26 protein-coding genes are annotated in these 25,878 nt (G+C 32.6%); 12 read left to right on the forward strand and 14 right to left on the reverse strand.

Annotation, left to right across the window (positions count from 1 at the left end):
- Positions 1-174 precede the first annotated feature (174 nt).
- The gene (locus ACWNT5_RS15155; protein WP_456517815.1) at positions 175-1,638 is read left to right on the forward strand and encodes a hypothetical protein; all 1,464 of its coding nucleotides are present in this window, start codon (positions 175-177) and stop codon (positions 1,636-1,638) included.
- A 169-nt stretch (positions 1,639-1,807) separates the two neighbouring features.
- Positions 1,808-2,200, forward strand: a complete 393-nt coding sequence (locus ACWNT5_RS15160; protein ID WP_299606967.1) for an acyl-CoA thioesterase — start codon at positions 1,808-1,810, stop codon at positions 2,198-2,200.
- 152 nt (positions 2,201-2,352) lie between these two features.
- Here ACWNT5_RS15160 and ACWNT5_RS15165 read toward each other — a convergent pair whose 3' ends face one another.
- The 4 genes from ACWNT5_RS15165 to recF form a co-directional block, all read right to left on the reverse strand.
- Positions 2,353-2,511, reverse strand: a complete 159-nt coding sequence (locus ACWNT5_RS15165) for a hypothetical protein (protein WP_299606969.1) — start codon at positions 2,509-2,511, stop codon at positions 2,353-2,355.
- Between the two features lie 115 nt (positions 2,512-2,626).
- Positions 2,627-2,923 (reverse strand): DUF721 domain-containing protein, encoded by a 297-nt coding sequence (locus tag ACWNT5_RS15170; RefSeq protein WP_299606970.1) that lies wholly within the window; start codon positions 2,921-2,923, stop codon positions 2,627-2,629.
- Positions 2,923-3,336, reverse strand: a complete 414-nt coding sequence (locus tag ACWNT5_RS15175) for a hypothetical protein (RefSeq protein ID WP_299606972.1) — start codon at positions 3,334-3,336, stop codon at positions 2,923-2,925. The genes ACWNT5_RS15170 and ACWNT5_RS15175 overlap by 1 nt, the downstream gene beginning before the upstream one ends.
- An 18-nt stretch (positions 3,337-3,354) precedes the next feature.
- A complete protein-coding gene (gene recF, locus ACWNT5_RS15180) occupies positions 3,355-4,440 on the reverse strand; it encodes a DNA replication/repair protein RecF (RefSeq protein WP_456517915.1) in 1,086 nt (361 codons plus the stop codon).
- Positions 4,441-4,576: 136 nt separating this feature from the next.
- On the opposite strand from recF, the gene ACWNT5_RS15185 reads away from it, so the two are divergent.
- From ACWNT5_RS15185 to ACWNT5_RS15230, 10 genes are all read left to right on the forward strand, one after another.
- Positions 4,577-5,350, forward strand: a complete 774-nt coding sequence (locus ACWNT5_RS15185; protein ID WP_299606974.1) for a tetratricopeptide repeat protein — start codon at positions 4,577-4,579, stop codon at positions 5,348-5,350.
- 69 nt (positions 5,351-5,419) lie between these two features.
- On the forward strand, positions 5,420-5,917 hold the full coding sequence (ribH, locus tag ACWNT5_RS15190; RefSeq protein ID WP_456517816.1) for a 6,7-dimethyl-8-ribityllumazine synthase: 498 nt from the start codon (positions 5,420-5,422) through the stop codon (positions 5,915-5,917).
- A 159-nt stretch (positions 5,918-6,076) separates the two neighbouring features.
- On the forward strand, positions 6,077-6,370 hold the full coding sequence (locus ACWNT5_RS15195; protein WP_299606976.1) for a hypothetical protein: 294 nt from the start codon (positions 6,077-6,079) through the stop codon (positions 6,368-6,370).
- Positions 6,371-8,245, forward strand: a complete 1,875-nt coding sequence (gene mutL / locus ACWNT5_RS15200) for a DNA mismatch repair endonuclease MutL (protein WP_456517817.1) — start codon at positions 6,371-6,373, stop codon at positions 8,243-8,245.
- Between the two features lie 6 nt (positions 8,246-8,251).
- Entirely contained in the window at positions 8,252-9,004 is a 753-nt protein-coding gene (locus ACWNT5_RS15205; RefSeq protein WP_456517818.1) for a rhomboid family intramembrane serine protease, read from the forward strand.
- A complete protein-coding gene (locus tag ACWNT5_RS15210; protein ID WP_299899099.1) occupies positions 9,004-9,903 on the forward strand; it encodes a rhomboid family intramembrane serine protease in 900 nt (299 codons plus the stop codon). The genes ACWNT5_RS15205 and ACWNT5_RS15210 overlap by 1 nt, the downstream gene beginning before the upstream one ends.
- 2 nt (positions 9,904-9,905) lie before the next feature.
- Positions 9,906-10,925: an endonuclease/exonuclease/phosphatase family protein gene (locus tag ACWNT5_RS15215; RefSeq protein WP_299606984.1), complete on the forward strand. Its 1,020-nt coding sequence runs from the start codon at positions 9,906-9,908 to the stop codon at positions 10,923-10,925.
- A 42-nt stretch (positions 10,926-10,967) separates the two neighbouring features.
- The gene (locus ACWNT5_RS15220; RefSeq protein WP_456517819.1) at positions 10,968-12,281 is read left to right on the forward strand and encodes an AAA family ATPase; all 1,314 of its coding nucleotides are present in this window, start codon (positions 10,968-10,970) and stop codon (positions 12,279-12,281) included.
- Entirely contained in the window at positions 12,282-13,511 is a 1,230-nt protein-coding gene (locus ACWNT5_RS15225) for a tetratricopeptide repeat protein (protein ID WP_456517820.1), read from the forward strand.
- A gap of 3 nt (positions 13,512-13,514) precedes the next feature.
- Entirely contained in the window at positions 13,515-14,762 is a 1,248-nt protein-coding gene (locus tag ACWNT5_RS15230) for a tetratricopeptide repeat protein (protein ID WP_456517821.1), read from the forward strand.
- Between the two features lie 79 nt (positions 14,763-14,841).
- Here ACWNT5_RS15230 and ACWNT5_RS15235 read toward each other — a convergent pair whose 3' ends face one another.
- From ACWNT5_RS15235 to ACWNT5_RS15280, 10 genes are all read right to left on the reverse strand, one after another.
- Positions 14,842-15,615, reverse strand: a complete 774-nt coding sequence (locus ACWNT5_RS15235) for a M949_RS01915 family surface polysaccharide biosynthesis protein (RefSeq protein ID WP_456517822.1) — start codon at positions 15,613-15,615, stop codon at positions 14,842-14,844.
- Between the two features lie 75 nt (positions 15,616-15,690).
- On the reverse strand, positions 15,691-15,999 hold the full coding sequence (locus tag ACWNT5_RS15240) for a DUF6122 family protein (protein WP_299899106.1): 309 nt from the start codon (positions 15,997-15,999) through the stop codon (positions 15,691-15,693).
- Positions 15,999-16,631 (reverse strand): WbqC family protein, encoded by a 633-nt coding sequence (locus ACWNT5_RS15245; protein WP_456517823.1) that lies wholly within the window; start codon positions 16,629-16,631, stop codon positions 15,999-16,001. Before ACWNT5_RS15245 ends, ACWNT5_RS15240 begins: the two co-directional genes overlap by 1 nt.
- A gap of 52 nt (positions 16,632-16,683) precedes the next feature.
- Positions 16,684-18,255, reverse strand: a complete 1,572-nt coding sequence (lepB, locus tag ACWNT5_RS15250) for a signal peptidase I (protein WP_299899109.1) — start codon at positions 18,253-18,255, stop codon at positions 16,684-16,686.
- A 64-nt stretch (positions 18,256-18,319) separates the two neighbouring features.
- Positions 18,320-19,018 carry a 4-hydroxy-tetrahydrodipicolinate reductase gene (gene dapB / locus ACWNT5_RS15255; RefSeq protein ID WP_299606994.1) on the reverse strand — a complete coding sequence of 233 codons (699 nt, stop codon included), beginning with the start codon at positions 19,016-19,018 and terminating at the stop codon, positions 18,320-18,322.
- Between the two features lie 29 nt (positions 19,019-19,047).
- Positions 19,048-19,659, reverse strand: coding sequence for a DUF5683 domain-containing protein (locus tag ACWNT5_RS15260; RefSeq protein WP_299606996.1), 612 nt, complete (start codon positions 19,657-19,659; stop codon positions 19,048-19,050).
- The gene (locus tag ACWNT5_RS15265; RefSeq protein ID WP_299606998.1) at positions 19,649-20,554 is read right to left on the reverse strand and encodes a ParB/RepB/Spo0J family partition protein; all 906 of its coding nucleotides are present in this window, start codon (positions 20,552-20,554) and stop codon (positions 19,649-19,651) included. The genes ACWNT5_RS15260 and ACWNT5_RS15265 overlap by 11 nt, the downstream gene beginning before the upstream one ends.
- 6 nt (positions 20,555-20,560) lie before the next feature.
- On the reverse strand, positions 20,561-21,325 hold the full coding sequence (locus tag ACWNT5_RS15270) for a ParA family protein (RefSeq protein WP_299606999.1): 765 nt from the start codon (positions 21,323-21,325) through the stop codon (positions 20,561-20,563).
- Positions 21,326-21,457: 132 nt separating this feature from the next.
- Positions 21,458-22,669 carry a hypothetical protein gene (locus tag ACWNT5_RS15275; RefSeq protein ID WP_456517824.1) on the reverse strand — a complete coding sequence of 404 codons (1,212 nt, stop codon included), beginning with the start codon at positions 22,667-22,669 and terminating at the stop codon, positions 21,458-21,460.
- Between the two features lie 141 nt (positions 22,670-22,810).
- Positions 22,811-25,678: a M16 family metallopeptidase gene (locus ACWNT5_RS15280; RefSeq protein WP_299607002.1), complete on the reverse strand. Its 2,868-nt coding sequence runs from the start codon at positions 25,676-25,678 to the stop codon at positions 22,811-22,813.
- Positions 25,679-25,878: the final 200 nt, after the last annotated feature.

A 25,878-nucleotide genomic window follows, 5' to 3' on the forward strand; every position in this document is an offset into this window, starting at 1 on the left:
TAGGTTGGATTAATTAGGTTGATTCCCTGGAAGTAAGATCATTCTTCCAGGGAATTTTGTATATACCAACCAGATGTGTTAGATTGTGAATCCAATGAACTAAATAATTTTTATTTAAATTGAGGTAGGGTATACTGATTTTCAGGCGTTTTACTTTATATAAAGAGAAATATTTTGAGAAAAATTCATACATATAGTTTAAGGTTATTGCTAATAAGCTTCGCTGTATTGTTATCAGGATGTGTAAATGATGATTCTTTTTTTCCTGAAGAAAACAATAATAACGTAGTATCCAGTACTTCCTTGGTTACGGTGCTTACTAATTTTGGTTCCGACAATTCGTTTCTATCAGAAAATGAACAGTGTTTCCGATTTGTCTATCCTATTACGCTGGGTTATAATACGGATTCAACTATCACCATAGATAGCTATGACGGATTAGTGGATGTAATTGCTAGCCAAGGACCAAATTTTAATATAACTGGTTTACAATTTCCTGTTTCTATTGTGTTCAAAAATACAGATGTAACCGTTAGTTTAAGTAATGAAGCTTCACTGTTTAATGTTTTGTCAGAATGTGAGTTTGATACTGTAAGAGATGATTTTGACCAGTTTTTTAATAGTTGTTTCAAGTTTGATTATCCAATCACAATGTTTGATAACGGAGGTGTTGAAATAGAAATATCGTCTGATGAAGCATTTCAAGCTTTTTATCAAAGTCAAGGAGCTCTATATCAACCTAATTTCAAATTTCCTATTACTCTTTTAGTAGGAGCTAATTTAGAAAGTACCACTATTGATACGTATTTTGGCTATTATAGAATTATTAGCACTTGTGAAACTCGTTGTCCTCAATTAGATTTCACATTCGAACTTACAGATACATTTAATCTAGGCTATAGATTTGAAGCAAGTTTTCCTGATATAGAAACGATAGGTACCTATGAATGGTTTATAGATGGACAATTTATAGAGATAGATGGGCCAAATGTGCAGGGCGATAATCTCTTATTACGAGATTTTGATGGTCCAGGTACTTATGTCGTTTGTATTAAAGCAGAAACACCAGAATGTCCAGAAGGAATTGAGATTTGTAAAAATATAGAAGTCGCTGAGTTTTGCCCGGATTTAAATTTTAGTTTTGAACAAGAGCAAGGTACATTACAGTATAATTTCACCGCTAGTTTTACAGGTATCGAAGAGTTAACTTACGAATGGTTTGTAGACAATGAAGTAGCGGAACAAGATGGCGGTGGTAATGGAGATAATGTTTTTGTTACAGAATTAACTCCTGGAGTACATCAGGTATGTATAAAAACCACTACACCATCATGCCCAAATGGCGCTGAGGAATGTAGGGAAATTCTTGTGGATCCAATTTGTCCTAATTTATTTTTTAGTTTCGAACAAGAAGGGAATACCACTGGTTATAATTTTACTGCGGATTTTCAGGATATTGGGACCGTTAATTATCAATGGGAAATCGATGGTGAAATAATAGAACAAGACGGTGGTCCAACAGGTGACAATATATTCTTCTTTCAATTTGATCCTGGAACATATGTCGTATGTATTAGAGCTGAAACGGAAACTTGCCCTCAAGGAACACAATTCTGTGAAGAAATAGTAGTTCAGTAAAGATTTTTTTGCAAAAAGGGATATCAAAATAGCAAAAATATAAGACCAAAATTTAAGATGTTGTAAGAATTACATTCGCAAATTCTTAAATAGATAATTCTTTGTGGATAAGGGGTTTATGAGCATTTATTGGAAGCGCTTTCCGTAACTTTGTCCAAAAGTAAAGGAAATGAGATATCATACAAGAAAGATCGTAAAACCGGGCGATCTAAATCCAAATAACACTCTATTTGGAGGAAGATTATTAGAGTGGATCGATGAGGAAGCTGCTTTATATGCAGTGATTCAATTAGAAAGTAATCGAGTAGTTACCAAGTACATGTCGGAAATTAATTTTGTGAGTTCTGCTTTGCAAGGAGATATTGTAGAAATAGGAATGGATGTTGTAAAATTTGGAAGATCTTCATTAGTGCTAAAATGTGAGGTACGTAATAAATTGACTCGCAAAACAATTATTCAAGTGGATAATATCACTATGGTATATCTAGATGAAAACGGAAAACCTGCACCACACGGAAAGACGAAAATAGAATACGTCAGAGATAGATTAGCATTAAATTAGTATTACTTTGTTAAATTCTGTAAAAATAGTGTTAGCAAGAATAGAGATGAATAATCTTAGTATTCGAAAGAATGGAATTATGATCTAAAGCGTAAACAGAAGTAACTCGAAAAGAGAACCTCTGTTTACCTGTTAGTTATTGAATTGACCAGTTATCCGCCATAATATGCTTCACATTCAGCAGACATGTCATAGAACCATGTTTCTGGTTTATCACAATTTTCATAATTAATACCTCCGCTAATTACCTTTTTGTGCTCCTTTTTAAGTACAGTGATTCCTTTTAAATTCAAAATGCTTTGTAACATCATAAAATGATTTATTTAATTAATACTAAATATTAATGCAATAAATGGGGAATTTGTTTCTTGTCTAAAAGGTAAAAAATGATAGTTTAACAATACTTTATGCTAAACGTAGTTTTAGTTATCTGAGAACTAGTTTTTTAATTAATGAACGTCCCAAAGCTTCATTAAGGTTGGTAATGATCTTTTCTTTTCCATAGCTTAATTCTTCTCTAAGAACGGAAGAAGTAAGTTCAACATATAGGGTTTCTCGATCTAGCCTAATTTCGAGTGTATATTTTGTAATAGCAGGTCCCATAATTTGCTCCCAAACATCTTTTACTTCTACCTTATCTAATCCTTTCTGAAGTCTATTTTCACTAACAAACTCCTTAAGTACATCACTAATCCTAAGATGGTCATTCTGTCTTCTGCTCATTACAATTCAATCTTTGTATAGGGTTTGTAAAAATAACGATTTCCGGCTTCATTCTGGATAATCATTTGATCGTTTTTTGCTGAAAGCAAGGCTTCTTTCCACTCAGATAATGGAGTTTTGTAATGCATCCAAATACTATCGTTTTCTACAGTTATAATAAAGGACTCGCTATCTTTTGTGGTAATAAAATTACCATTTAATTGCGGTTGCACTTTTTTTCTTATGCCCTTTTTATCTTTTACTTCAAAAAAGTCAACCATCTGACTAAAATTGTATTGTTTTTCTATACCTTCTGCAGTAATGACCTTTTCAATTTCCCAATACCCAGAAATGTTGGATATTGTTTCTTCTGGATCCTGTTTTGCACAGGAAACAAATATTAGGATTAATAGGTATATGCTGTTCTTCGTCATTGATTCTGTTAGTTTAAATTAAGATTCTAACTTTATTATTTTATAAGATTGCGATATTTTTTTTACCACATTTTCGGTACGATCCGCATGCGTATCGCTGATAAATAGTTGTCCGAAATTTTGGTCATCTACTAATTGAATGATATGTTCAACTCTTTTTTCGTCTAGTTTATCAAAAATATCATCCAATAGGAGTAGAGGGTTTACTTTGCTTTGCTTTTTAATGAAATCAAATTGGGCTAATTTAAGAGCGATCAAAAATGATTTCTGTTGTCCTTGACTACCAAATTTCTTAATAGGATGTCCCTCTATCTCAAAAATCAAATCATCCTTATGAACTCCTACACTTGTGTATTGTAACATTCTATCTTTAGAAAGATGTTGTTCTAAGAGAGTAAGTAAATTGTTTTCTGCTAATTTACTTTGATATCTTAAAGATACAGCTTCTTTTCCCGAGCTAATAGCTTCATATCTGTTGATAAAAATGGGGATGAACGTTTCCAAAAACTCAGTCCGTTTGTTGTAAATCACACTTCCTAATTCATCGAGTTGCTGATTATAAATTTCTAGTGTAGTAGGATCAAAGGTATTGTTAGCGGCGAAATATTTTAACAGAGAGTTTCGTTGAGAAACCACCTTAGAGTATTTAAGTAATACTGATAAATATGTGGTGTCACTTTGTGATATAACACCATCGATAAATTTACGACGCGTATCGCTACCTTCGGTAATAAGATCTCGATCTGCAGGAGAGATAATTACTAATGGTAAGAAACCGATGTGCTCGCTAAATGTATCATAAGCCTTTCCATTTCTCTTGATTACTTTTTTTTGACCTTTTTTTGCACTAACGATTACTTTTTCTTCCCGATCCAATTTTTCATATAAACCTTCGACCACAAAAAAATCCGTTCCATGTTTAATGTTTTGACTCGTTATTGGATTAAAATAGCTTTTACCAAACGATAAATGATAGATGGCATCTAAGATATTCGTTTTTCCAACTCCATTATGTCCAACTAAGCAATTAATCTTAGTGTCAAAATCGAAATTAACGGATTCAAAATTTTTATAATTGATTAAAGAAAGGGATTTTAGAATCATAAACCACTGATCGTCAGCAAGTAGTGACTTTTTTGAAATTCTCAAATAAGAAGTGCAAAATATTAAAAAATAACAAATATTTTCGCTTTTAATTATGAATAAAAATTTTATTTTTGCCCTTCATTAAATAATATTTATGGCAACTTATAAGAAACGAGGATACAAACCAAAAAATAAAGCAGAAGAAGTAGAGCAAATAGAAGATCACTCTACAACTGCTGAGGTATTCAATACGCTTGATGAAGGTGCTTCCCGAACTGAAGAATGGGTTGCTGCCAATCAAAAATATATATTTATCATTGTTGGGGCTATCGCTGTTGTCGTATTAGGATATTTAGGATATCAAAAGTACGTACAAGAACCAAAAGAATTAGAAGCATCTAACGAGATGTTTAAAGCACAACAGTATTTTGATGACGCCGTAAACGGTAACACTACTGTAAGTGACTCTTTATATACATTAGCCTTAAACGGAGGAGAAGGTAAATATGGATTTTTAGAAATCATTGAAAATTATGGTGGTACTAAAGCCGCTAATTTAGCGAATTACTACGCTGGATTTTCATACCTTAATATGAATAAGTATCAAGAAGCAATTGATCATTTAGATAAGTTTAAGAGTGATGATGAAATGCTAGGACCTCTTGCTTTAGGAGGAATTGGTGATGCTTTTGCTCAATTAGATCAAATGGGTGAAGCTTTATCTTATTACGAAAAAGCTGCGAATGCTAAAACAAATGACTTTACAACTCCAAAGTTTTTATTGAAATCAGCGGTTACCGCTATTTCTTTAGGAAAGCCTGATGTGGCAATTACTTATTTAGAAAGAATCAAAGAAGAATTTTCTAAGAGTGTAGAAGCGAATCAAGCTGATGTTCATTTAGGAAGAGCTCAAGGAATGCTTAAGTAGTTTGTAATTGACGGTTTTTAGTTCTAGGATTAAATTTTAAAACTATCAACTGATAACAATAAACTTAATATGGCTACAGAAAATAAAAATTTATCGCAATACGATAAAGCTACAATCCCAAACGCGAAAAATTTTCGGTTTGGGATTGTTGTTTCAGAATGGAATGAAACAATTACAGAAGGTCTTTTCCAAGGAGCTTTTGATGCACTAATTGATTGTGGTGCCATCAAAGAAAATATTGTTCGATGGAATGTGCCTGGTAGTTTTGAACTGATTTACGGCTGTAAAAAAATGCAGCAATCCTATGATATGTTGGATGCTGTGATTGCGATCGGAAGCGTTATCCAAGGAGAAACAAAACATTTTGATTTTGTATGTGATGGCGTTACCCAAGGAATCAAAGACCTAAATATACAGAGTGATATTCCAGTTATCTTTTGTGTTTTAACCGATAATACGATGCAGCAGTCCATAGATAGATCTGGAGGCAGGCACGGTAATAAAGGAACCGAAGCTGCTATTGCTGCTATAAAAATGGCTCAATTGCGTAAAGACGCAAAATTCTAACACATCATTTTATAGCTGATTTTTAATATTCTTATCAAAATTTTAAAAGCGGCACTATAGTTGCTATTTGATATATTCGATGTTATTGTAATGCTAAAAGCTTTAGATTGCTATGCATTTTAAGTATATTTGGATAATATAAAAAGAAAGGAGCAACACGTGAAATTAAGTATCCCTAAAAGAAAAACAAATCGAAGATATAACTATACTCCTAGATATTATAAGGGTAAGAGTGAAGGAAATATCTATGATTTCGAAAATAGAATTACTAAATATCGCGATACACGAAATGCTATTGATTTTGGTTCTCAATGGAGCGAAGATAGAAAAGCAAGTCGTAATAGAGGAAATAGAGAATTTAATAAACGAGTAATTCTTATTGCCTTAGTGTTGACTTTTATTTTTTTATATATAATTGATTTTGATTTATCCATATTTACTGCCGGACAATAAATGTCAGATATTATCCAACTATTACCGGATCACGTAGCAAACCAAATAGCTGCGGGAGAAGTAGTGCAACGACCAGCCTCTGTAGTCAAAGAATTATTAGAAAATGCTATTGATGCAAAGGCTTCACATATCAAACTAATTATTAAAGAAGCTGGTAAAACGCTCATTCAAGTGATTGATGATGGTATGGGAATGAGTGTAACCGATGCCAGATTAAGTTTTGAGCGTCATGCTACTTCCAAAATAAAAAATGCTGAAGATCTTTTTCAGTTAAATACCAAAGGGTTTAGAGGAGAAGCATTAGCTTCTATAGCGGCTATCGCCCATGTGGAGTTAAAAACCAAGCAAGAAAAAGATGAGGTAGGAACGGAAATAAAAATAGAAGGAAGCGAAGTAGTGTCACAAGAAGTTTGTGTAACTCCGAAAGGAACTTCTATAAGTGTTAAGAATCTGTTCTACAATATTCCAGCAAGACGTAATTTTCTAAAGTCAAATGCTGTAGAGTTACGTCATATTATCGATGAATTTCACAGGGTATCTATGGTGCATGCAGATATTAAGTTTGATATGTACCACAATGGTAGTGAGGTTTTTAGTCTACCTGTCACAAATTATCGACAGCGAATTGTACATATTTTTGGAGCGAAAACGAATGAAAAATTAGTTCCTGTCGAAGAAGAAACGGATTTGGTGAAAATTACTGGTTTTGTTTGTAAACCTGAATTTGCTAAGCGTACAAGAGGAGAACAGTTTTTCTTTGTAAATAATCGTTTTATTAAAAGCGCTTACCTTAACCATGGTGTGAATTCCGCATTCGAAGGTTTGCTAAAAGAAAAAACACACCCAAGTTATTTTATATATCTTACTGTAGATCCTAAATCTATAGATATTAATATTCATCCTACAAAGACGGAAATTAAGTTCGATGATGAGCATGCATTGTATGCTATGTTACGTTCTACGATAAAACATAGTTTGGGACAATTTAATGTGGCACCAATATTAGATTTTAATAGAGATGCTTCTATGGACACTCCGTATGAGTATAAAAGTAAGATGATAAAGACACCAACTATAGAGGTTGATAGAAGTTTTAATCCGTTTAAGGATGATCCTAAAGAAAGTACTTCATCTTCTTCTAAAAGTTATACAAGTTTTAAGAAAGAACCTGCTGGAAGTTGGGAAAATTTATATGCTGGTTTAGAAACTCCAGAGACTTCTTCGAAACCTTTAGAGAATGATTTCACCTCTATAGAATTTGAAAGTTCTGAAGTCACAGGCTCTTTATTTAATGCAGATCAGGAGGCAGAGTTAGAGCATCATATTACCTATCAGCTTAGAAGAAAGTATATTGTTACGACCATCAAAAGTGGTATGGTCATCATACATCAGAATCGAGCACATTATAGAGTGCTGTATGAAGAGGTGTTGCGAAACATCACCATGGCAAGTGCAGTTAGTCAACAATTACTATTTCCTTTAAAATTGTCTTTTTCTAAGCAAGAGATGCAAATTTTAAAAGAAGTACAAGAACATTTAGAAAATACAGGTTTTGTATTTGGCGAAATTACAGATACGGATGTGTCTATTTCTGGTATACCTACTGCAACCACTGAGAGTGAAGTTTCGGTATTATTAGAAAAGCTAATTAATGATATAGAACAGGAAGTACCAGATAGTGGTTTTTCATTAACCGATCTTTTGGTTAGATCAATTTCTGGAAGTATTGCTGTTAAAACAGGAATAGAGCTTCCTAAAGAACAGCAGCAATATATTGTAAATAGCCTTTTTGCTTGTACAGAACCAACAATTACACCTGATAACAAGCCAACTTTCATCACGTTAACAGTAGATGATATAGATAAAAAATTTTAAGAGTAGATGGGAAGAATTACAGATACAGTTAAAGCCTTATTGATTATTAATGTGATCTTTTTTATAGGATCTCTTACATTAGGTGATGCTGCATACAAACTATTCGCCTTATGGTTTCCAAAAAACGGCAATTTTCAGATATGGCAGATTGCTACTCATATGTTTATGCACAGTCAAGAAACATTTGCGCATATTCTTTTTAATATGTTTATGTTATACATGTTTGGAAGTCATATGGAGAATGCAATTGGGCAAAGAAAGTTCTTATTTCTGTACTTTTCTGCGGGATTAGGAGCGATGTTACTTCAGTTGGCATTTTATTACTTTAATTTTCAGCCAGCATATCAAAGTTTTATAGAAGCTGGTTTTTCAAATGAAGAAATTATTGGTTTCTTGGATTCTGGAAGATATAATACTGCGGTGTTAAAATATACAACAGAAGAAAGTGTTTCAGATATGTTTGGAGCGTATCATAGTTTAATGGTGGGAGCTTCCGGAGCTATCGCTGGAGTCATTGCTGCATTTGCAGTTTTGTTTCCAAACTTACCACTGTATCTAATGTTTATTCCGGTTCCGATAAAGGCAAAGTACTTGGTTGCAGGGTATTTTGTTTTGGATCTTTTCGGAGGAATTACTGGTCAAAGTGTATATGGTGCAACAAACATTGCACATTGGGCTCACATTGGAGGAGCAGTAATTGGATTCATCACAATGTGGTATTGGAAAAAGAATTCGTTTAATCAAAATCGTTGGAATTAATGTCACAGATAGACGATTTAAAATTGAAATTTAGGAACTTTTCAATAGTTGAAAAGTTGATAGTTATTAATGTAATCGTATTTGTTGGTTTTTACCTTATTAATACATTTGCGTATCTCTTTGAAGCGTCCAGTGGTTTTCTAATGGACTGGTTTGTTTTTCCTAAAGAATTAGGAGAGTTTGTGCTAAAACCTTGGTCTATTGTTACCTACGCTTTCCTGCATAGTGGATTTTGGCACCTAGCATCTAATATGATTATTTTATATTTTTCTGGAAGATATTTTGTCTCGTACCTTACAGAAAAGAGGGTTTTAACTGTCTATTTTCTTGGAGCAATTTTCGGAGCATTACTATATATGTTATCTTATAATGTATTTCCTGTATTCTCCGAAGTCGGTAGTTCTGTGTTATTAGGAGCATCTGCCTCGGTAATGGCAATATTAATAGCTGTAGCGAGTTATATACCTCATATGTCCGTTCGTTTAATGTTTATTGGTAGTGTGAAATTTTGGTGGATTGCAGCATTTTTTGTGGTTCTAGATATTATTCAAATACCAGCTGGTAATGCAGGAGGACATATAGCACATCTTGGAGGAGCTTTATTTGGATATCTATATGCTATTCAGCTAAAAAAAGGAAATGATATTGGTAGTGGTTTTGAAAAATTTATGGATGCTGTAGTTTCCATGTTTAAACCTAAAAAGAAAAGTCCCTTAAAGACAGTACATAAAGCTAAAAAGCCAAAAAAATCTAAAACACAGGTAACAAATTCATCATCAAAAAATAAAAACCCTAATCAGGCAGAAATCGATGCTATACTAGATAAAATAAGCAAAAGCGGTTATGATAGCCTTACTAAACAAGAAAAAGATTTCTTGTTTAAAGCAGGGAAAGATTAATTATGAGAAAGGTAGTTAATAAGATTATATTCTTTATTAATTCTTTGGTGGCTTTCGCTCTGCTAATGTCTTATTTACTTCCTTATGTATCCCCACAGACCTTTCCCTTATTATCTGTTCTAAGCTTAGCAGTACCTATTTTAATAGTGGTTAACGTATTGTTCTTTTTATATTGGGCAATATTGTTTAAACGTAAGATGTTGTTATCATTAATAGTTTTATTGTTAGGGATTTCGCATGTTACTTCCTTATATAGATTAAGAGGTAAAAGCTTAGCCGAAGATACCAAGGATACACTTTCGTTATTAACCTTTAATGTTCATGTGTTTAATAGATTTAAATGGATAGATTCTGAAGAGATTCCTAAAGATATTTCCGAGTTTATTAAAAAAGAGAATCCAGATATTTTTTGTGTACAAGAGTTTTATAACAATCCCAACATAGATTTTAAGCAATATCCTTATAAATACGATTACTTTCATCATCGAAGTCAGGAATTAGCATTGGTTATATTTTCTAAATATCCTTTCGCAAAAAAAGGATCTTTAAATTTCGAGAATACTGCTAATAATGTAATTTTTGCGGATGTAATCACTCCAACGGATACGGTAAGAGTTTACAATGTTCATTTGCAATCTCATGGTATTAGTTCTAAGACCGATGATCTTACAAAAGCAGACTCTCAAAAATTATTAAAACGAATTCAAACGTCCTTTAAAAAGCAGCAAAGTCAAACAGAGCAGTTAATTGCACATTTAAAATCATCTCCTTACAGAAATATTGTGATGGGTGATTTTAATAATACTGCTTATTCCTATATTTATGACAAGATCAAATCCGAAGATTTACAAGATACTTTTAAGGAAGCTGGTCGAGGGTTTGGAAAAACATTTAACTTCGAGTTATTTCCTGCTAGAATTGATTTTATTCTAGTGCCAGATGACGCAGAAGTGATCAGTTTTAAAAGTTATGATGTAGAACTTTCAGACCATTATCCAATCTATTCAAAGATTAAACTTTAATTTTGATATTAAAACAAAAAAATAGGAGAAATAATACGTACTATGAGTAATGATTTTATAGATGATCTTTTGGAAGCACTTTCTTTTTCCCCAGATAATATTCCTCTTAGGTTAAGAATAGCAAAATCCTATTTCGATAGAAGTGAATACCAAAAATCCGAAGAACAGTACTTGGAGGTTCTTAAATTGGACGGAAATTCTATCGATGCAAAATTTGGGCTATCCAAATGTTATTTTAGGCTTAAAAAAACAGCTCCTGCAGAGATTATTTTGGAGGAACTTATTGAGTTAAATTCTTCAAATATAGAATATTTAGAGTTGTTGTGTTACTGCCAGTTGGAAGATGGTAATATTAACGAAGCCAAAGAGACCTATCAGCAGATTCTTATTTTTGACACATCATATAAAAATGCGGACTTTGATGGCGTATTAAGAATGCAAACTGTAAATGATAAGGAAGATACATTGGTAGATGAAGACGCAATCAAGTTTTTAAAAAAGCCAACAGTCAATTTTTTGGATGTTGGAGGTATGAATGATGTTAAAGAACAGATTTCTCTGAAAATAATTAAACCTTTAGAACATAAAGAATTATACAAAGCCTATGGAAAAAAGATAGGAGGAGGTATTCTTCTGTATGGTCCTCCAGGTTGTGGTAAAACACATCTAGCCCGAGCCACTGCTGGCGAGATAAATGCTAATTTTATCAGTATAGGGATAAATGATATTTTGGATATGTGGGTGGGTAGCAGTGAACAAAACCTTCATGAAATATTTGAAACTGCAAGAAGTAATAAACCTTGTGTGATTTTTATTGATGAAATAGATGCTCTTGGTGCCAACAGGAGTGATATGAATAAATCTGCGGGTAGAAATGTAATCAATCAATTTTTGGCAGAACTAGATGGTATTGATAGTGATAATGACGGAATTTTGGTATTAGGAGCTACCAATACTCCATGGCATTTAGATCCAGCATTCAGACGTCCAGGAAGATTTGATCGAATAATCTTTGTAGCTCCACCTGATCATGCTGCAAAAATTGCAATTTATGAGATCATGCTTAAGGATAAGCCTGTAGAAAGTATCGATTATAAAGCTTTGGCCAAAGCAGCTAAGGATTTTTCAGGAGCCGATATCCAAGCTTCTATAGATGTGGCGATAGAAGAAAAATTGATGCAATCCTTTAGTGATGGTATTCCTAAACCAATTAGTACGAAGGATTTGTTAAAAGCAATAAAAAGCGTAAAGCCTAGTACCAAAGAATGGTTTACTACCTCTAAGAATTATGCGCTATACGCGAACGATTCTGGCTTGTATGACGAAATATTATCGTACCTAAAAATAAGAAAGTAAATGGAGAATGTTTTTTTTGAAAGAGGTTCTCAACTTTTTCAAATAGGGAAGTTCGATAAAGCATTACAATCATTACAAGAAGGCTTGCAATCGGATCCGGATAATTATTGGGCGAAAAGTTTACTCGTAAGATGCTATTTAGAATTAGATGATTTTGATAAAGGGGAGAAGTTAAATGAGCTTTTAATATCACAGTATCCAAATGAGGATGAATTGTTTTATAATAAAGCTGTTATAAAATGGCATCAGGAAAACAAAGAACAGGCGTTACAAGCAATTAACGAAGCTATCTCCTTGGATCCTTATAATCCCGATTATTTTGGCTATAAAGGACTAATGCTTTTGGAATCAAAAGACTATTCAAAAAGTCTAGATTGTGCAAACGAAGGTTTAGCTTTACATCCTAATAATGTTTTGTGTCTTAATGTTAGAGCGCAGACTTTAGTGAAACTAAATAGAAAAGAAGAGGCTCAGGAAACAGTAGAGAATACGTTACATCAGGATCCAGAAGGAAGTTTTTCTCATGCAAGTGTTGGTTGGGTACACTTAGAGCAAGGTGATCATAAAAAAGCGATGCATCATTTTAAAGAATCACTAAAGAATGATCCTAACTCCAGATATGCAAAAGATGGTATGTTAGAATCTATAAAAGCTAAAAACTTTGTGTATAGGCTTTTTCTGAAGTATGCTTTCTGGGTGTCGAACATGAAAGAAGGCAATCAATGGGCTTTTATTATCGGGCTTTATATTGCGTATCGGGTAGTTGTATTTTTATTAAGTAAAACGGAATATCCGTATGTAGCATATTTTGTTATTGTGCCTTATTTGTTATTTGCACTTGGTGGATGGATCATAGGCCCCTTATCAAATGCAATATTACTGTTGAATCCTAACGGCAAATATTTGTTAGAAACTAAAGATAGAGTATCAGGAATACTGTTTGCAATCTTATCCGGTTTGAGTGTTATTAGTTTTTTGATATTCTTTATATCCAAGGATGAATATTGGTTTTTATTTGGTATTTCATCGGTTTGCTCGGTAATTCCGATATCTATGTCGGCTTTGATCGAGAAAAAATCTTCTAGATATATTAGTTATTTAATAGGATTTGCTATTTTATTTTCTGGTACAGTGGGCTCTCTTTTTACAGACTCTATTACAGTTCCAATGATGATTTCTATTTTTGGTTTGGTAGGCTATAGTTGGATAGGAAATTTTCTTAAGAAATAACTTTTGAATCCATTAAAGAAAGGAAAAATATTATTTGATTTAGGTAGATATGAGGAAGCTATAGATTTTTTTAAAGCTACCCTTCAGATATTGCCTGATGCTTATATTGCTAAGTACCTCATAGGACTTTCTTATTATAATCTCGAAAAAAATGAACAGGCATATTCTATAGCAGAAGAACTAATAAGTAGTGAACCTGATCAATATTATGGATATTATCTAAAATCAAGTATTTTAATACGAAAAAAAAATTATACTCTAGCGCTTCATTTCATAGATGAAGGTTTAAGATTAACTCCTACTGAAGTATTACTGCTTAATGAAAAGGCATATATTTTAATGAGACTTAATAGACTGGACGCATCTTTTGAAGTAGTGAAGCAATCACTTAAAATAGAGCCAAGAAATTCAGATACACTTAATTTAAAAGCAAAACTTTTATCTAGAAAAAAATACAAAAGAGGTGAAACCATAAGAGCTATAAGAAGTTCACTGGAGATTTCTCCTGATGATGAAGGTACTCATCGAGCGGCCGCAGTTGTAAACTTAAGACTTGGTAATCTCAAGGCCTCCAAAGAGCACATCATAGAAGCGCTTAGAAAGGATCCTGCGGATAGAGATGTTTTGAAGTTTTTATTTCATATTGAAGTTCTTGAGCATAGATTTTATAATTTTTTTCAGAAAATAGATGATTATTGTAAAGGTCCTAATAAGTGGTCAATAGCATCATTATTTCTTCTTTTTTTAGGTGGTATTACTCTGTTTTTATTAATAAATAACGATTATAGTATTTTACATTTTGCACCAGCTTTGTCTATACTAATTGTTGGGAGCATTTATGGGTATTTTTTAGACCCTATACACGGGTTATTATTTTATCTTAAAAAAGATAGAAGAAGGTTTCTTAGTCTTTCAGAAAAAATGAATGCAGTTACCTTTTTACTTTTATCATTTTTGTTATTTGTGTTTCCAATGATTCATAGTTTTTACCCAAAATATGACTGGTCTTTTAGTTGGGCGGTTATAATTGCAGTGCTATTTAATATCTTATCAAGATTTTTTTTAGACTTGGATTATGTTGCTAGAACATTATTTAAGTCAGTAGCATTAATAACGGTTATTACAGTTTTTTTAACTCACAATATGTTAGAGGATGATCTTAAGTTTGGTATCTTCTTTGTTATTTGTGGTATTTATTATCCACTATATTTTTTTATTATGGCCTGGCAAGGATATCTTACGGACGCATAAATAGTATAGCATTGTAAAGTCAATTAAAAATCAGCATAATATTTTAATACAGGAATAACAACATTGCCAAATTTAAGTGCTAGTTTCCTAATCGGACAGCCTGATTCTCCATACTTTTCTCCCAGCCATCTGCAAATACAGCATGGCCGTTTTTAACCATATTTCTCATAGTTTCTTTTACAGCTTCTTGTATAGGGGCTGGAAATGTATAAAGTTTCTTATTAATCTTTGTAATTCGACCATCCGCAATTTCACTATTTTGATGTTTGATCGTTATTCTACTTTTGTTGTGATATGCTAAAATTCGTACTCTACCATCCACATAGTTGTTATCAGTTGTCGTACCGTACACAATGATTGGGTCCACTGATCCGTCTCCATCATAATCAAACAATTGCGAGTATTGATTCCAGAAACCGATAGAAGTTTCCCATTGATCATCAATTTCTCCTTTTATTGTAGATCTCTTTTTAAATTTGTTATTATCCACTCGAACGCTCATAGCGTAAATATTATCATACAGAGTATCGTTTTTCTCATTTACATTTTTAACATGATCGGTTAGAAGAAAATAGTATACTCCAGATTTATCATTATAAGAATATGCTTGATATAGTTCATTAGAAATACCTAATTGAATTTGTCTGTTTGTATTAAACTTAGCATTCATCTCTTTCTTAGGTAATTTTCTTACTAAAAAAGTATCAATGGCTATCGAACCATATTTTTCAATAGGAAGTGCATTTGTTGCTGCTGTAGCATCAGATTTTGAAGAGTTTTCATCAGCTTCTTTTTTTTTGTTTCCACAAGAAATAAAAAATAAGATGGTAACAACGAGTAAAAATTTATTCATAGATATAAGGGGGATTATAAAATTGGTTACAATGTATTCTGTATTAAAATTAAAAAATATTTTCTAATTATAACTTTATATCATCTGGCAATCAACGAAATCTGTAATAATATGCCATAATAAAGCAATACCAAAGATTCTAGTTCTCTTGAAAAATAGTAAAATACCGTAGAAAATTATAGCGTATATATTATGCAAAAAATGAAAACCAACACTACATCGATTAGGATCAAAAATGGGATTTGCTGCTAAATGATCAAGGTCTATGAGCATTGCAGAAAGAAAAATAAGATACACTGACTTCCATTTTTGAGGATAAAAAACAAAAGCAATCCCAAAAGGGATGATGAAATGAAAACCATAATGTATCATAAAACGATACATCAATAAATCATTTGATTTTCTAAATATGTAATAGCATTGGTACCTTCATTGAATAATAAATCCAAAATAGAAAGATTAGAGATAAATCCATGTTTTTCTGAAAATACCTGGATATATGATGATAATGCATGGTGCTTGTCTTTTTTGGCATTGACAAGAGTCCTCTGGTCGTTTAAGTCGTCACCATATTCTTTTAGAAAAGCTGTGGTTTTAGAATAGTCTGCTTTTAATTGTAAACAATCGTTAACTGCTTCCATGCACTCATAATTGAAATCTAAAAGGTAATCTTTCTTTTTTTCAAAAAGAGGGACCAGTTCATCTTCATAATACTCAAAAAAAGGAGAGGTTCTATATGCTGTTTGTATAGATTTCCAATGCAGTGACTGCCATTGAAATTCATTTTCTATTCTTACATCTCTATACAATTGTTTACCATTACTGTGTTTGCCAGTGTGTTTGATCGGTATGGTTAATAGTAGTTTACCATTTGCTCCATAAATATACGTTCTATTGCGATACGTTTGTTTTTGGTAGTTATCATAGTCTTCAAAAATAACAGTATCATTTTGAGCCATGGCAGCATACTGTGCAATAGATCCAAAATACATGGGATGTAGTAGAACAGTTTTCAAGATTGTGAACTTAAGTTTTTTAATAAATTGTCAGTAGTTTTAGAAATAGCAATTACGATGCTTTTTTTCTTTTTCTATACTGACTAAATCCAATCCAACCCACTAATGCAATTAAGAAATAATAGAAATAAGATACTGGTTCGCCATTACCACCTACAGTAGTAAATAAGCGTTTCCATCTTATTTTATTTAAAAATCCTTTCGCATTACTATCCCAGCTCATCCATACGAATACTGGTTTCCCTACCACATGATTTGCTGGGACATATCCCCAAACTCTACTATCTTCACTATTATGACGATTATCTCCCATCATCCAATAGTAATCTTGTTTAAAGGTGTAACTATCAATAGGATTTCCGTTAAGTAGTATTTGAGATCCTTTTACGGTTAGTTTGTTCTCAATTCCCATTTCAGAACCTTCATAAACTTCTATAATTCTTCGATATAATGAAAAACTCTTTAGGTCTATCTTTACCGTTTTCCCCTCTTCAGGAATATAAATAGGACCGAAGTTATCGTTATTCCAGTTTACTTTTCCATTATTAGGGAAGATACCAGGATCTTTTTCTCCTTTAGGTTGTATTCTTCTTTTTAATTCAGAAACTCCTGGCTTATTTTTGAACTTTTCAGCATTTTCCTCTGTCAAGAATACAAAAGGGCGCTGCAAATCTCCGTCAAAACCAATTTCACCAGGTTTTATTTTATAACGATCATATAACACATCTTGGGTAAAATCACCTCCTTTTTTCTTAAAAGAATATGTAAACTGAATATCCGCTCGATCAGGTAATTCGGTTTGTTCTCCATTTATATGCACATATCCATCTACTACAGATAACGAATCACCAGGCACGCCTACACACCGTTTTACATAATTAGACTTTTTGTCTATAGGTTTATAAACATGAATTCCAGAAGGGTCTCTAAAGAATCGCACTGTGTCTACTGGCCAGCTGAATACTACAATATCATTACGTTTAATTTTCTGAAAACCTGGTAGTCTAAAATATGGATATTGAATATCACTATTGTAGGATTTAGTTTTGACTAAGGGTATCGTATCATGCACCATAGGAAATGAAACCGATGTCATAGGTGTTCTGGCACCGTAATGAAATTTACTTACGAATAAGAAGTCTCCTACTAATAAAGTTCTTTCTAAAGAGCCAGTTGGTATGGTATAGGGTTGCATGAAATAGGTGTGTACTAGTGTTGCTGCTACAACCGCAAAAAGAATAGAGCTAATCCATTCTCCCGTTCCTGTTTTGGGTTTCAAGTCTCTATCTGGAATGTGAGTTACATCGAGCATATAATTCACATAATAGATGTAGAATCCTAAAGTAACTATTACCAATATCGTATCTGCGGTAGTATTTTTTCCAAAACTCCTAATAGTTTCTACCCAGATAACAGGTAGCATAATTACATTAATTACAGGAATAAACAATAAAATTACCCACCACCAAGGACGATTAATTATTTTCATTAGTACCACAGCGTTGTAAACAGGTACACCTGCTTCCCAAGCTTTCCTTCCTGCTTTAACATATAATTTCCAAGTTCCCAAGAAGTGTATTACTTGGATAGCAAGGAAAAAAATAAACCATTCCGATAGTGTCATTCTATGTGTTTTTTTAGTATAAGTATAAGTAACACAAAAAGTGTTACACTTTTTGTTAGTTTAGTTATATTCCTAAAACGTCTTTCATTCCATAAACGCCCATTTTACCGACAAGCCATTCTGCTGCAATTACAGCACCTAAAGCAAATCCCTGACGATTATGAGCGGTGTGTTTAATTTCAATATCATCAACGGCTGATGTGTAGGTTACAGTATGAGTTCCTGGAACATTTTCTATTCTTTTTGCAACGATAGGAATCGTTTGGTCATCACCTTGGTCTAATTGCCAATTAGTTTTAGCACTATTTTCTATGATTCCTTCTGCTAATGTTATTGCAGTACCACTTGGTGCATCAAGCTTTTGGGTATGATGAATTTCTTCCATATGAATATTGTATCCTTCTATAGGATGCATCATCTTGGCAAGTTTTTTATTCAATTCAAAAAATAGATTTACTCCAAGACTATAATTAGAGGCGTAAATAAAGCCTCCATTTTTTTCTTTACATAAGCTGATAATTTCATCATAATGATCTAACCATCCGGTAGTTCCAGAAACGATCGGAACACCAGCTGTGAAACATTTGGTGATATTATCAACAGCAGCTGAAGGTATGCTAAAATCAATAGCGATATCAGCAACAGATATATCATACTCGGTATCATCTTTGTCTACGGTAAGTACAATGTTATGACCTCTTTCGGTCGCAATTTTTTCAATGGTTTTCCCCATCTTACCATATCCTAAAAGAGCAATATTCATATTTTTGGTGGTTGTATTCTAATTAAAATCTAAAAACTATAATTTAATGACATTCCGTAACTAGGTGTGTAATCAAATTCGTTAATATTTATTTTGGGTTGAAAAGTTAGGTCTTTTGAAACATTGAATTGTTGCAAATGCGCAGTTACATTAGCATCTATAATGTTTAATACATACAGACCTGCGGTAATTAATATTGATAATTCTTGATCCCTTCTAAACCTACGTTGTCGATCAATTAACTGCTCATCGGTTAGGACACTTAATCTATTGTTTGGATCGTCAGGGATTCCTGCTAGCCTTCCTTTATAAAAATCTCGGGCTTCTAGATACTGTTCATTATTAAAGGTGTAAAAGTAGATGCCAGCTCCTAAGGCTCCATAAACAATAGGAATTTTCCAATACTTTCCTGTATATGCTTGACCTAGCCCTGGTAATACAGCAGAATAAAAAGCAGCTCTTGCTGGAGCAAGAGGTTCATAAGGTTTGATTTTTTTATTTCGCTTTCTCTTTTTTTTAACGGCAACTTCTTCAGTAACGACTTTCAACTCTTCATTTTCATTTTCATCTTTCTCTTGAGCGAAAACGCTATGAATACAAAAGCATAGGAATAAAACGATATAAATGGATTTAATTTTCACTATCAATAAGTTTCTTTAGGCGTTTAAAATCTTCTTCAGAAGAAAACGGGATGATTAATTTCCCTCGTCCGTTACTGGAAACTTTAACATCTATTTTAGCTCCAAAATATTCGGAAAAATCTTTAATTCCTTTTAGGATATATTGAGGCGCCTTTTGTTCAGTTTTTTCAGTAGCAGGTTTTTCTTCCTTGTTGTTTAAAGACCTAACTAATTTTTCAGTGTTACGGACTGATAAAGAATCTCCAATAATTTTTTCGTAGATATCTAATTGTTGTTGTTTGCTTTCTACATTTATTAAAGCCCTTCCGTGACCCATTGAGATAAACCCATCTCTAATTCCTGTTTGTACAATAGGATCTAATTTTAATAGTCTTAGGTAATTAGCAATAGTTGATCTCTTTTTACCTACACGATCACTTAATTGTTCTTGAGTTAGCTTAATTTCATCTATTAATCTTTGATATGATAATGCAATCTCTATGGGATCTAAATCCTGACGCTGAATGTTTTCAACCAGTGCCATGGTAAGAGATTCCTGATCGTCGGCAATACGAATGTAAGCTGGTATTGTTTTTAATCCTACTAATTTAGAAGCACGAAAACGTCTTTCACCACTGACTAATTGGTATTTGTCGAAATCTAACTTACGAACTGTTATTGGTTGAATTACACCAATTTCTTTAATAGAGGTAGCTAGCTCCTGAAGTGTTTCGTCATTAAAACTTGTACGTGGTTGGAAAGGATTTACATCAATACTTCCCAAATCTAATTCTATAATATTTCCAACAACTTTATCAGCATTTTTATCATCTGCTGATTTTATATCATTTTCAGGATCTTTCAATAAAGCTGATAATCCTCTTCCTAAAGCCTGTTTTTTCGTTGCCTTCGCCATAAATCCTTAACTATTTTTCTTTATAATCTCGTGCGCCAAACTTAAATAATTACTAGCTCCTTTACTAGCAGCATCATAATTAATTATACTCTCACCATAACTAGGGGCTTCACTTAAACGTATATTTCTCTGAATGATTGTTTTAAACACCATTTCATTGAAATGCTTCTGTACTTCTTCAACTACTTGATTAGATAAACGTAATCTAGAATCATACATGGTTAATAACAATCCTTCGATATCAAGTTGTTCATTATGAATTTTTTGAACACTTTTAATCGTGTTTAATAATTTACCTAATCCCTCAAGCGCAAAATATTCACATTGGATAGGAATAATTACCGAATCTGAAGCTGTAAGTGCATTTAGCGTTAAAAGACCTAATGAAGGAGCGCAATCAATTAAAATATAATCATATTCCGACTTTAAGTCATTTACAGCTTTTTTAAGCATATATTCTCTTTCATCCTTATCCACCAATTCAATTTCAATAGCAACCAGATCGATATGAGCTGGTATAATATCTACATTTGGAGAAGTGGTTTCTAATACAGCTTCAGAAGGATTGATAGTATGTTCGAGGATTTGATAGGTTCCTTTTTCGATACTTTCAACATCTAACCCTAATCCAGATGTAGCATTCGCTTGTGGATCGGCGTCTATTAGTAACACTTTTTTCTCTAGTACTCCTAGAGAAGCTGCTAAATTTACAGAGGTGGTTGTTTTACCAACACCACCCTTTTGATTGGCAATCGCTATTATTTTACCCATAGGGGGAGATTTGGATTTTAAGCGATAAAAATACAATTAATTATACATTATAAAAATGAAAAATGTTAACAGTGTTTAATAAAAAAAGACCGTCTTTTGGAACGGCCTTCTATATAAGCGATTAATCAAAGTTTATAGATCGAAACTATATCCAGTTTTTACATAAAAAGTATTAGTAGCATATGACGCTCCAAAATAGTCTAAGAAATCTCCAATTCTTTCATAACCTAACTTGATAAGGATATTATTTTTTGATGTTAGAGCATATGAAGTACTAAATTCTATTGCAAATCCTGAGGAAGCACTAGAAATAGGTATTTCGAAATCTTTATATAAATATTCTTCAACACCTTCATTATCAATTCTTAGATAAGCACTGTCTTTATTTAGTAATCTACTATTTATATAGAATATCCCCAGACTAGGATTTAATTTTCTCTTGGACTTGTTTAGATTGTAGTGTATTCCAAGCTTAATATTTATTGTTTTAGGATTTATTTTTGTAGTTCTGTAATTACCAATAAGAACGTCATTATTTCTGAAATAAGCAGTTTCGGAATTTACAGAATTGTATGAAATTCCAGCGGATAAGGATGTTCTAGAATTAAATATAGTGGGAGTATAGACATAGGTAAGACCAATAGTAGGGGAAAAAGAGTTTTCGAAGTCTTTTCCGCGGACACGATCTCCTTTTTCTCTAATCGATGTGAAATTTATCCCTGCTTCAATAAAAATGGTGTGATAGTCAGTTCTGTTTAGTCTTTCAGATATGAAAGACACTTCACTTACACAGTTATTGTATGTTGTAAATGCTTTGGATAAACTACTTAATGTTAATCTTATTTGATTTGTTTTACCATTCATTTCTGTGCAATGATTAAACTCAAAGTTTAATATTCCTACGTATCGTTTGAGTTGGAACTGTCCTTTTTGTAGATCTCCTTCATTTCTGGTTATGATATCTAATTCCTTTAAACCAGACTTTTCAGATTTTAGAAAATACCTATTATCTCTATTTTCGTCTTTATAAAGCAAAAGGTTTGCTTTTCCTTCGATTATTACCTCCATAAAGATTGCTTTTAAACCTAGCTTTTCGGAGATTACTTTTTTATTTACATTATCAAGTTTGTAAGAATTAATTTGGTTAGGTGTGAATTGTGTTAGCTCACTATCTACTGATTCTTTATAAAAAACTTTATTTGTATTGGTTTCATTTAGAAATTGAATTAATCCTTTTTTTTCTTGACCATTTTTAAGTTGGATTATTCCTGGTTCAAACTCATTTTGACCAAAAATCATTGAACTCATTAAGAGAATAGTTACTATTACAATAGTATTTTTCATGTTGTTTTGTTTATCATTTCCTTTTAGTGTCACTATTGTTGATTTTGTTACTTCAAAAATTGATGTTTTTATAAAGAAATAGAAAAAGAAAAAGGCCATCAGTTTTGTCTGATGACCTTTAATATATGCTGTATTAGGTATTTACTTCTTTTCGGGCATCAATACTCCCAAGATATATCCAGCATCTACATATTTTTTAGCAACATCCTGAATATCTTTTACTGTTAATTTCTCAACGGCCTCTGTATAACTTTCTTTACTTTCAAATGGGATTTTATTGTAATCCGCATTTTGTAAGTTAGACAGCCAAAAAGAATTTTGTTTGCTACTTTCTTTATAATCCAATAATCTAGATTCTTTGATTTTCGCTAGGTCCTTTTCAGTTGGTCCATCATTAATGATCTTTTTAACTTCTGCTATGGCAGCATCTGTAAGTTTTTTTACGTTTTCAGGCCCACAAGGGAAAGATATAGAAAAACGATATCCACTATATCCACCAGAAGGTCCTATTTTGTACATATTACCTCTGGCACCAACACCATAAACTCCACCTTCTTCTTCACGAAGTTTTTCAATTAATTTTATGCTAAGAATTTCTCCTAAGGCAGCAATAGAAAGACTTTCCGATTTGTTATAAGGTGTTTCTCCTCTCCAAATAATGTTTACCATACTTTTCGGATCAGTTCCTTTATAGATTGTTTTTTCGTGTGCACCAGAAAGAGGTCTAAAATCACTTGTTTTATAGGTTTCTTCTTTTCCAGTGTCTGGTAAACTTCCTATGTATTTCTCTGCATATGACTTTAACTTTTCTTCATCAATGTTTCCGACGAAATAGAAATTGAAACCTCCAGCTCCAGCAAATCGTTCTTTATATTTTTGATAGGCTAAATCGTAATTTGTAGCATCTAGTTTTTCTGCAGTTGGAAATCCTATATACCTTGGATTTTTTCCAAATTGGAACTTTCCAAATTCTTCTCTGAAATAGTTTTGAGGATTAGACAAGTAATTTGCTAAGAAACCTTTTGTTTTTGCTTGATCCGATCTAAAAGCTTTTTCATCTTTATTTACATCCGTAAAGTATAAATGTACTTGTTGGAATAAGGTTTCTAAATCTTTTGGTGTTGTTGATCCGTTAAAACCTTCGGATAATGAGCTAATATAAGGGCGTACTCTCGCTATTTTACCAGCCATCACCTTATTCATATCATTTAGGGATAACCCTCCTAATCCTGTTTGAGCAATACTTCCTAATCCATGAGCGATTTGAAGATAATCTTCTGTAGAGAATAAAGAGCTTCCTCCGTAACTAAATGCAGAAAACAGAATTTCATCATTTTTAAAATCTGTTTTTTTATAGATGATTTTAGCACCATTATTTAGCGTTAATGTAGTCACATCTAATTCCTTATTGTAATCTGAAGAGACTACTTTGCCTGGTGCAGGTATTTTTTCTAATAAATTTTCTCTAACCTTTTTGTCTTTATAATCTTCTATAGGAGTATTTTTCACCTCTTCAAGAAGGCTTAATATTTCTTCCTTAGTAACTTTCTTTAGTCCTTCTTTTTCAGGACCTGTCATGACAACAGCACGATTGTCATCATGTATGAAATTTTTAATAAGACTATTTGCCTCCTTTAATGTAATTGTAGGTAGCTGCTCCATCGTATACTTATATTCCCATTCGATTCCAGGAATAGGTTCCTGTACCAAAAAGTTGTTTATATACTCTCCCACAATTCTGCCTGATTCTCTTTTATCTCTGTCTTTAAACTGTTTTTCCCAACGAGCAACGATATCTTTTTTAGCACGTTCTAACTCTCCTTGCTTAAATCCATATTCTTGAACGCGTTTATTTTCCTGCAAAATAACCTTTAGCGCATTTAATTGTCCCGTTTCTGGAGTCATGGCGAAGGATTGGTAGGCTTTGCGGTTACGAGCAAAAGTTCCACTATGACTACTAAAAGCAAATACAAAAGGGGGATTAGGAGTGTTACGTAATTCATCTAAACGATTATTCATCATTTGACTAAAGATGGATTTAATCAATTGATTTCTATAATCAATTTCACTAGACATTGGAGTGCTTAACTCCTTATCTTTATACATGATTCTAACAATAGAATTAGAGGCTTCTTTGTCAGAAGCAACAGCTATTAGCGTTTCTTCGTGGTTAGGAGTATCAAATACTTCTCTTTTTGGAGGATTTTCAGGCATTTTAATTCCACCAAAATGATCTTTAATTTTTTTCTCTAATGTCGCAACATCTAGATCTCCTACAGCAACAACTGCCATTAAATCTGGCCTATACCAATCTCTATAAAAACTTCTTACATCTTCATATTTAAAATTTTCTAGCACCTTTTTAGTACCGATTGGTAAACGTTCGGAATATTTAGAATTATAAGCGATAATTGGCAAGTATTGCTGAAGCATACGTTCTTCCGCTCCTTTTCCTAATCGATATTCTTCTAAAACTACACCTCTTTCTCCATCGATGCCTTCTTCTGTAAGCTCAGCATTGTGAGCCCAATCCTCGATAATTTGAAATCCTTTTTCTAGTTTTTCTGGATCATCACTTGGAATTGGCAAGATATAAACTGTTTGATCAAAACTGGTATATGCATTTAGGTCTGCGCCAAATTTCACTCCAATGGTTTGTAGATAATCTACTAGATCATTTTTTTTGAAGTTTTTAGTGCCGTTAAAATTCATGTGCTCCATAAAATGGGCCAATCCTAACTGCTTTTCATTTTCTAAAATGGAACCTGCATTTACAACAAGTCTCAATTCTACTTTATCTTCTGGTTTTCCGTTGTTTCGTATATAGTAGGTTAGACCATTTTCTAATTTCCCAACTTTCACATCAGGATCAACTGGAATTTTGGCGTTGTTCTTAAGTTGAGCAGAGGTTTTTAATTCTTTATCTGCCGTTGTTTGAGCTATTCCTAAGAGCGGTAAACACCATAGAAAGACTCCTAAGAATACATTAAAGATTTTTTTTCTAGTCATAGATGATTTGTAAAATATGAATTAATTAGTTTTAGTAACCGCCTAAAAATAGGAAAACTTTTACAATTCAACTATTTTTTTAGTTGAATGTTTTAGCGATACCTATTTCCAGTTAGAGTGGATGAATTATATTTTTCTCCGATTTAAAGCAGGATGAAAGTTATATAATTCCATAAGTAAGTGTCATTACAAGTCCATTT

It is taken from the genome of Aquimarina sp. 433 (assembly GCF_054054605.1).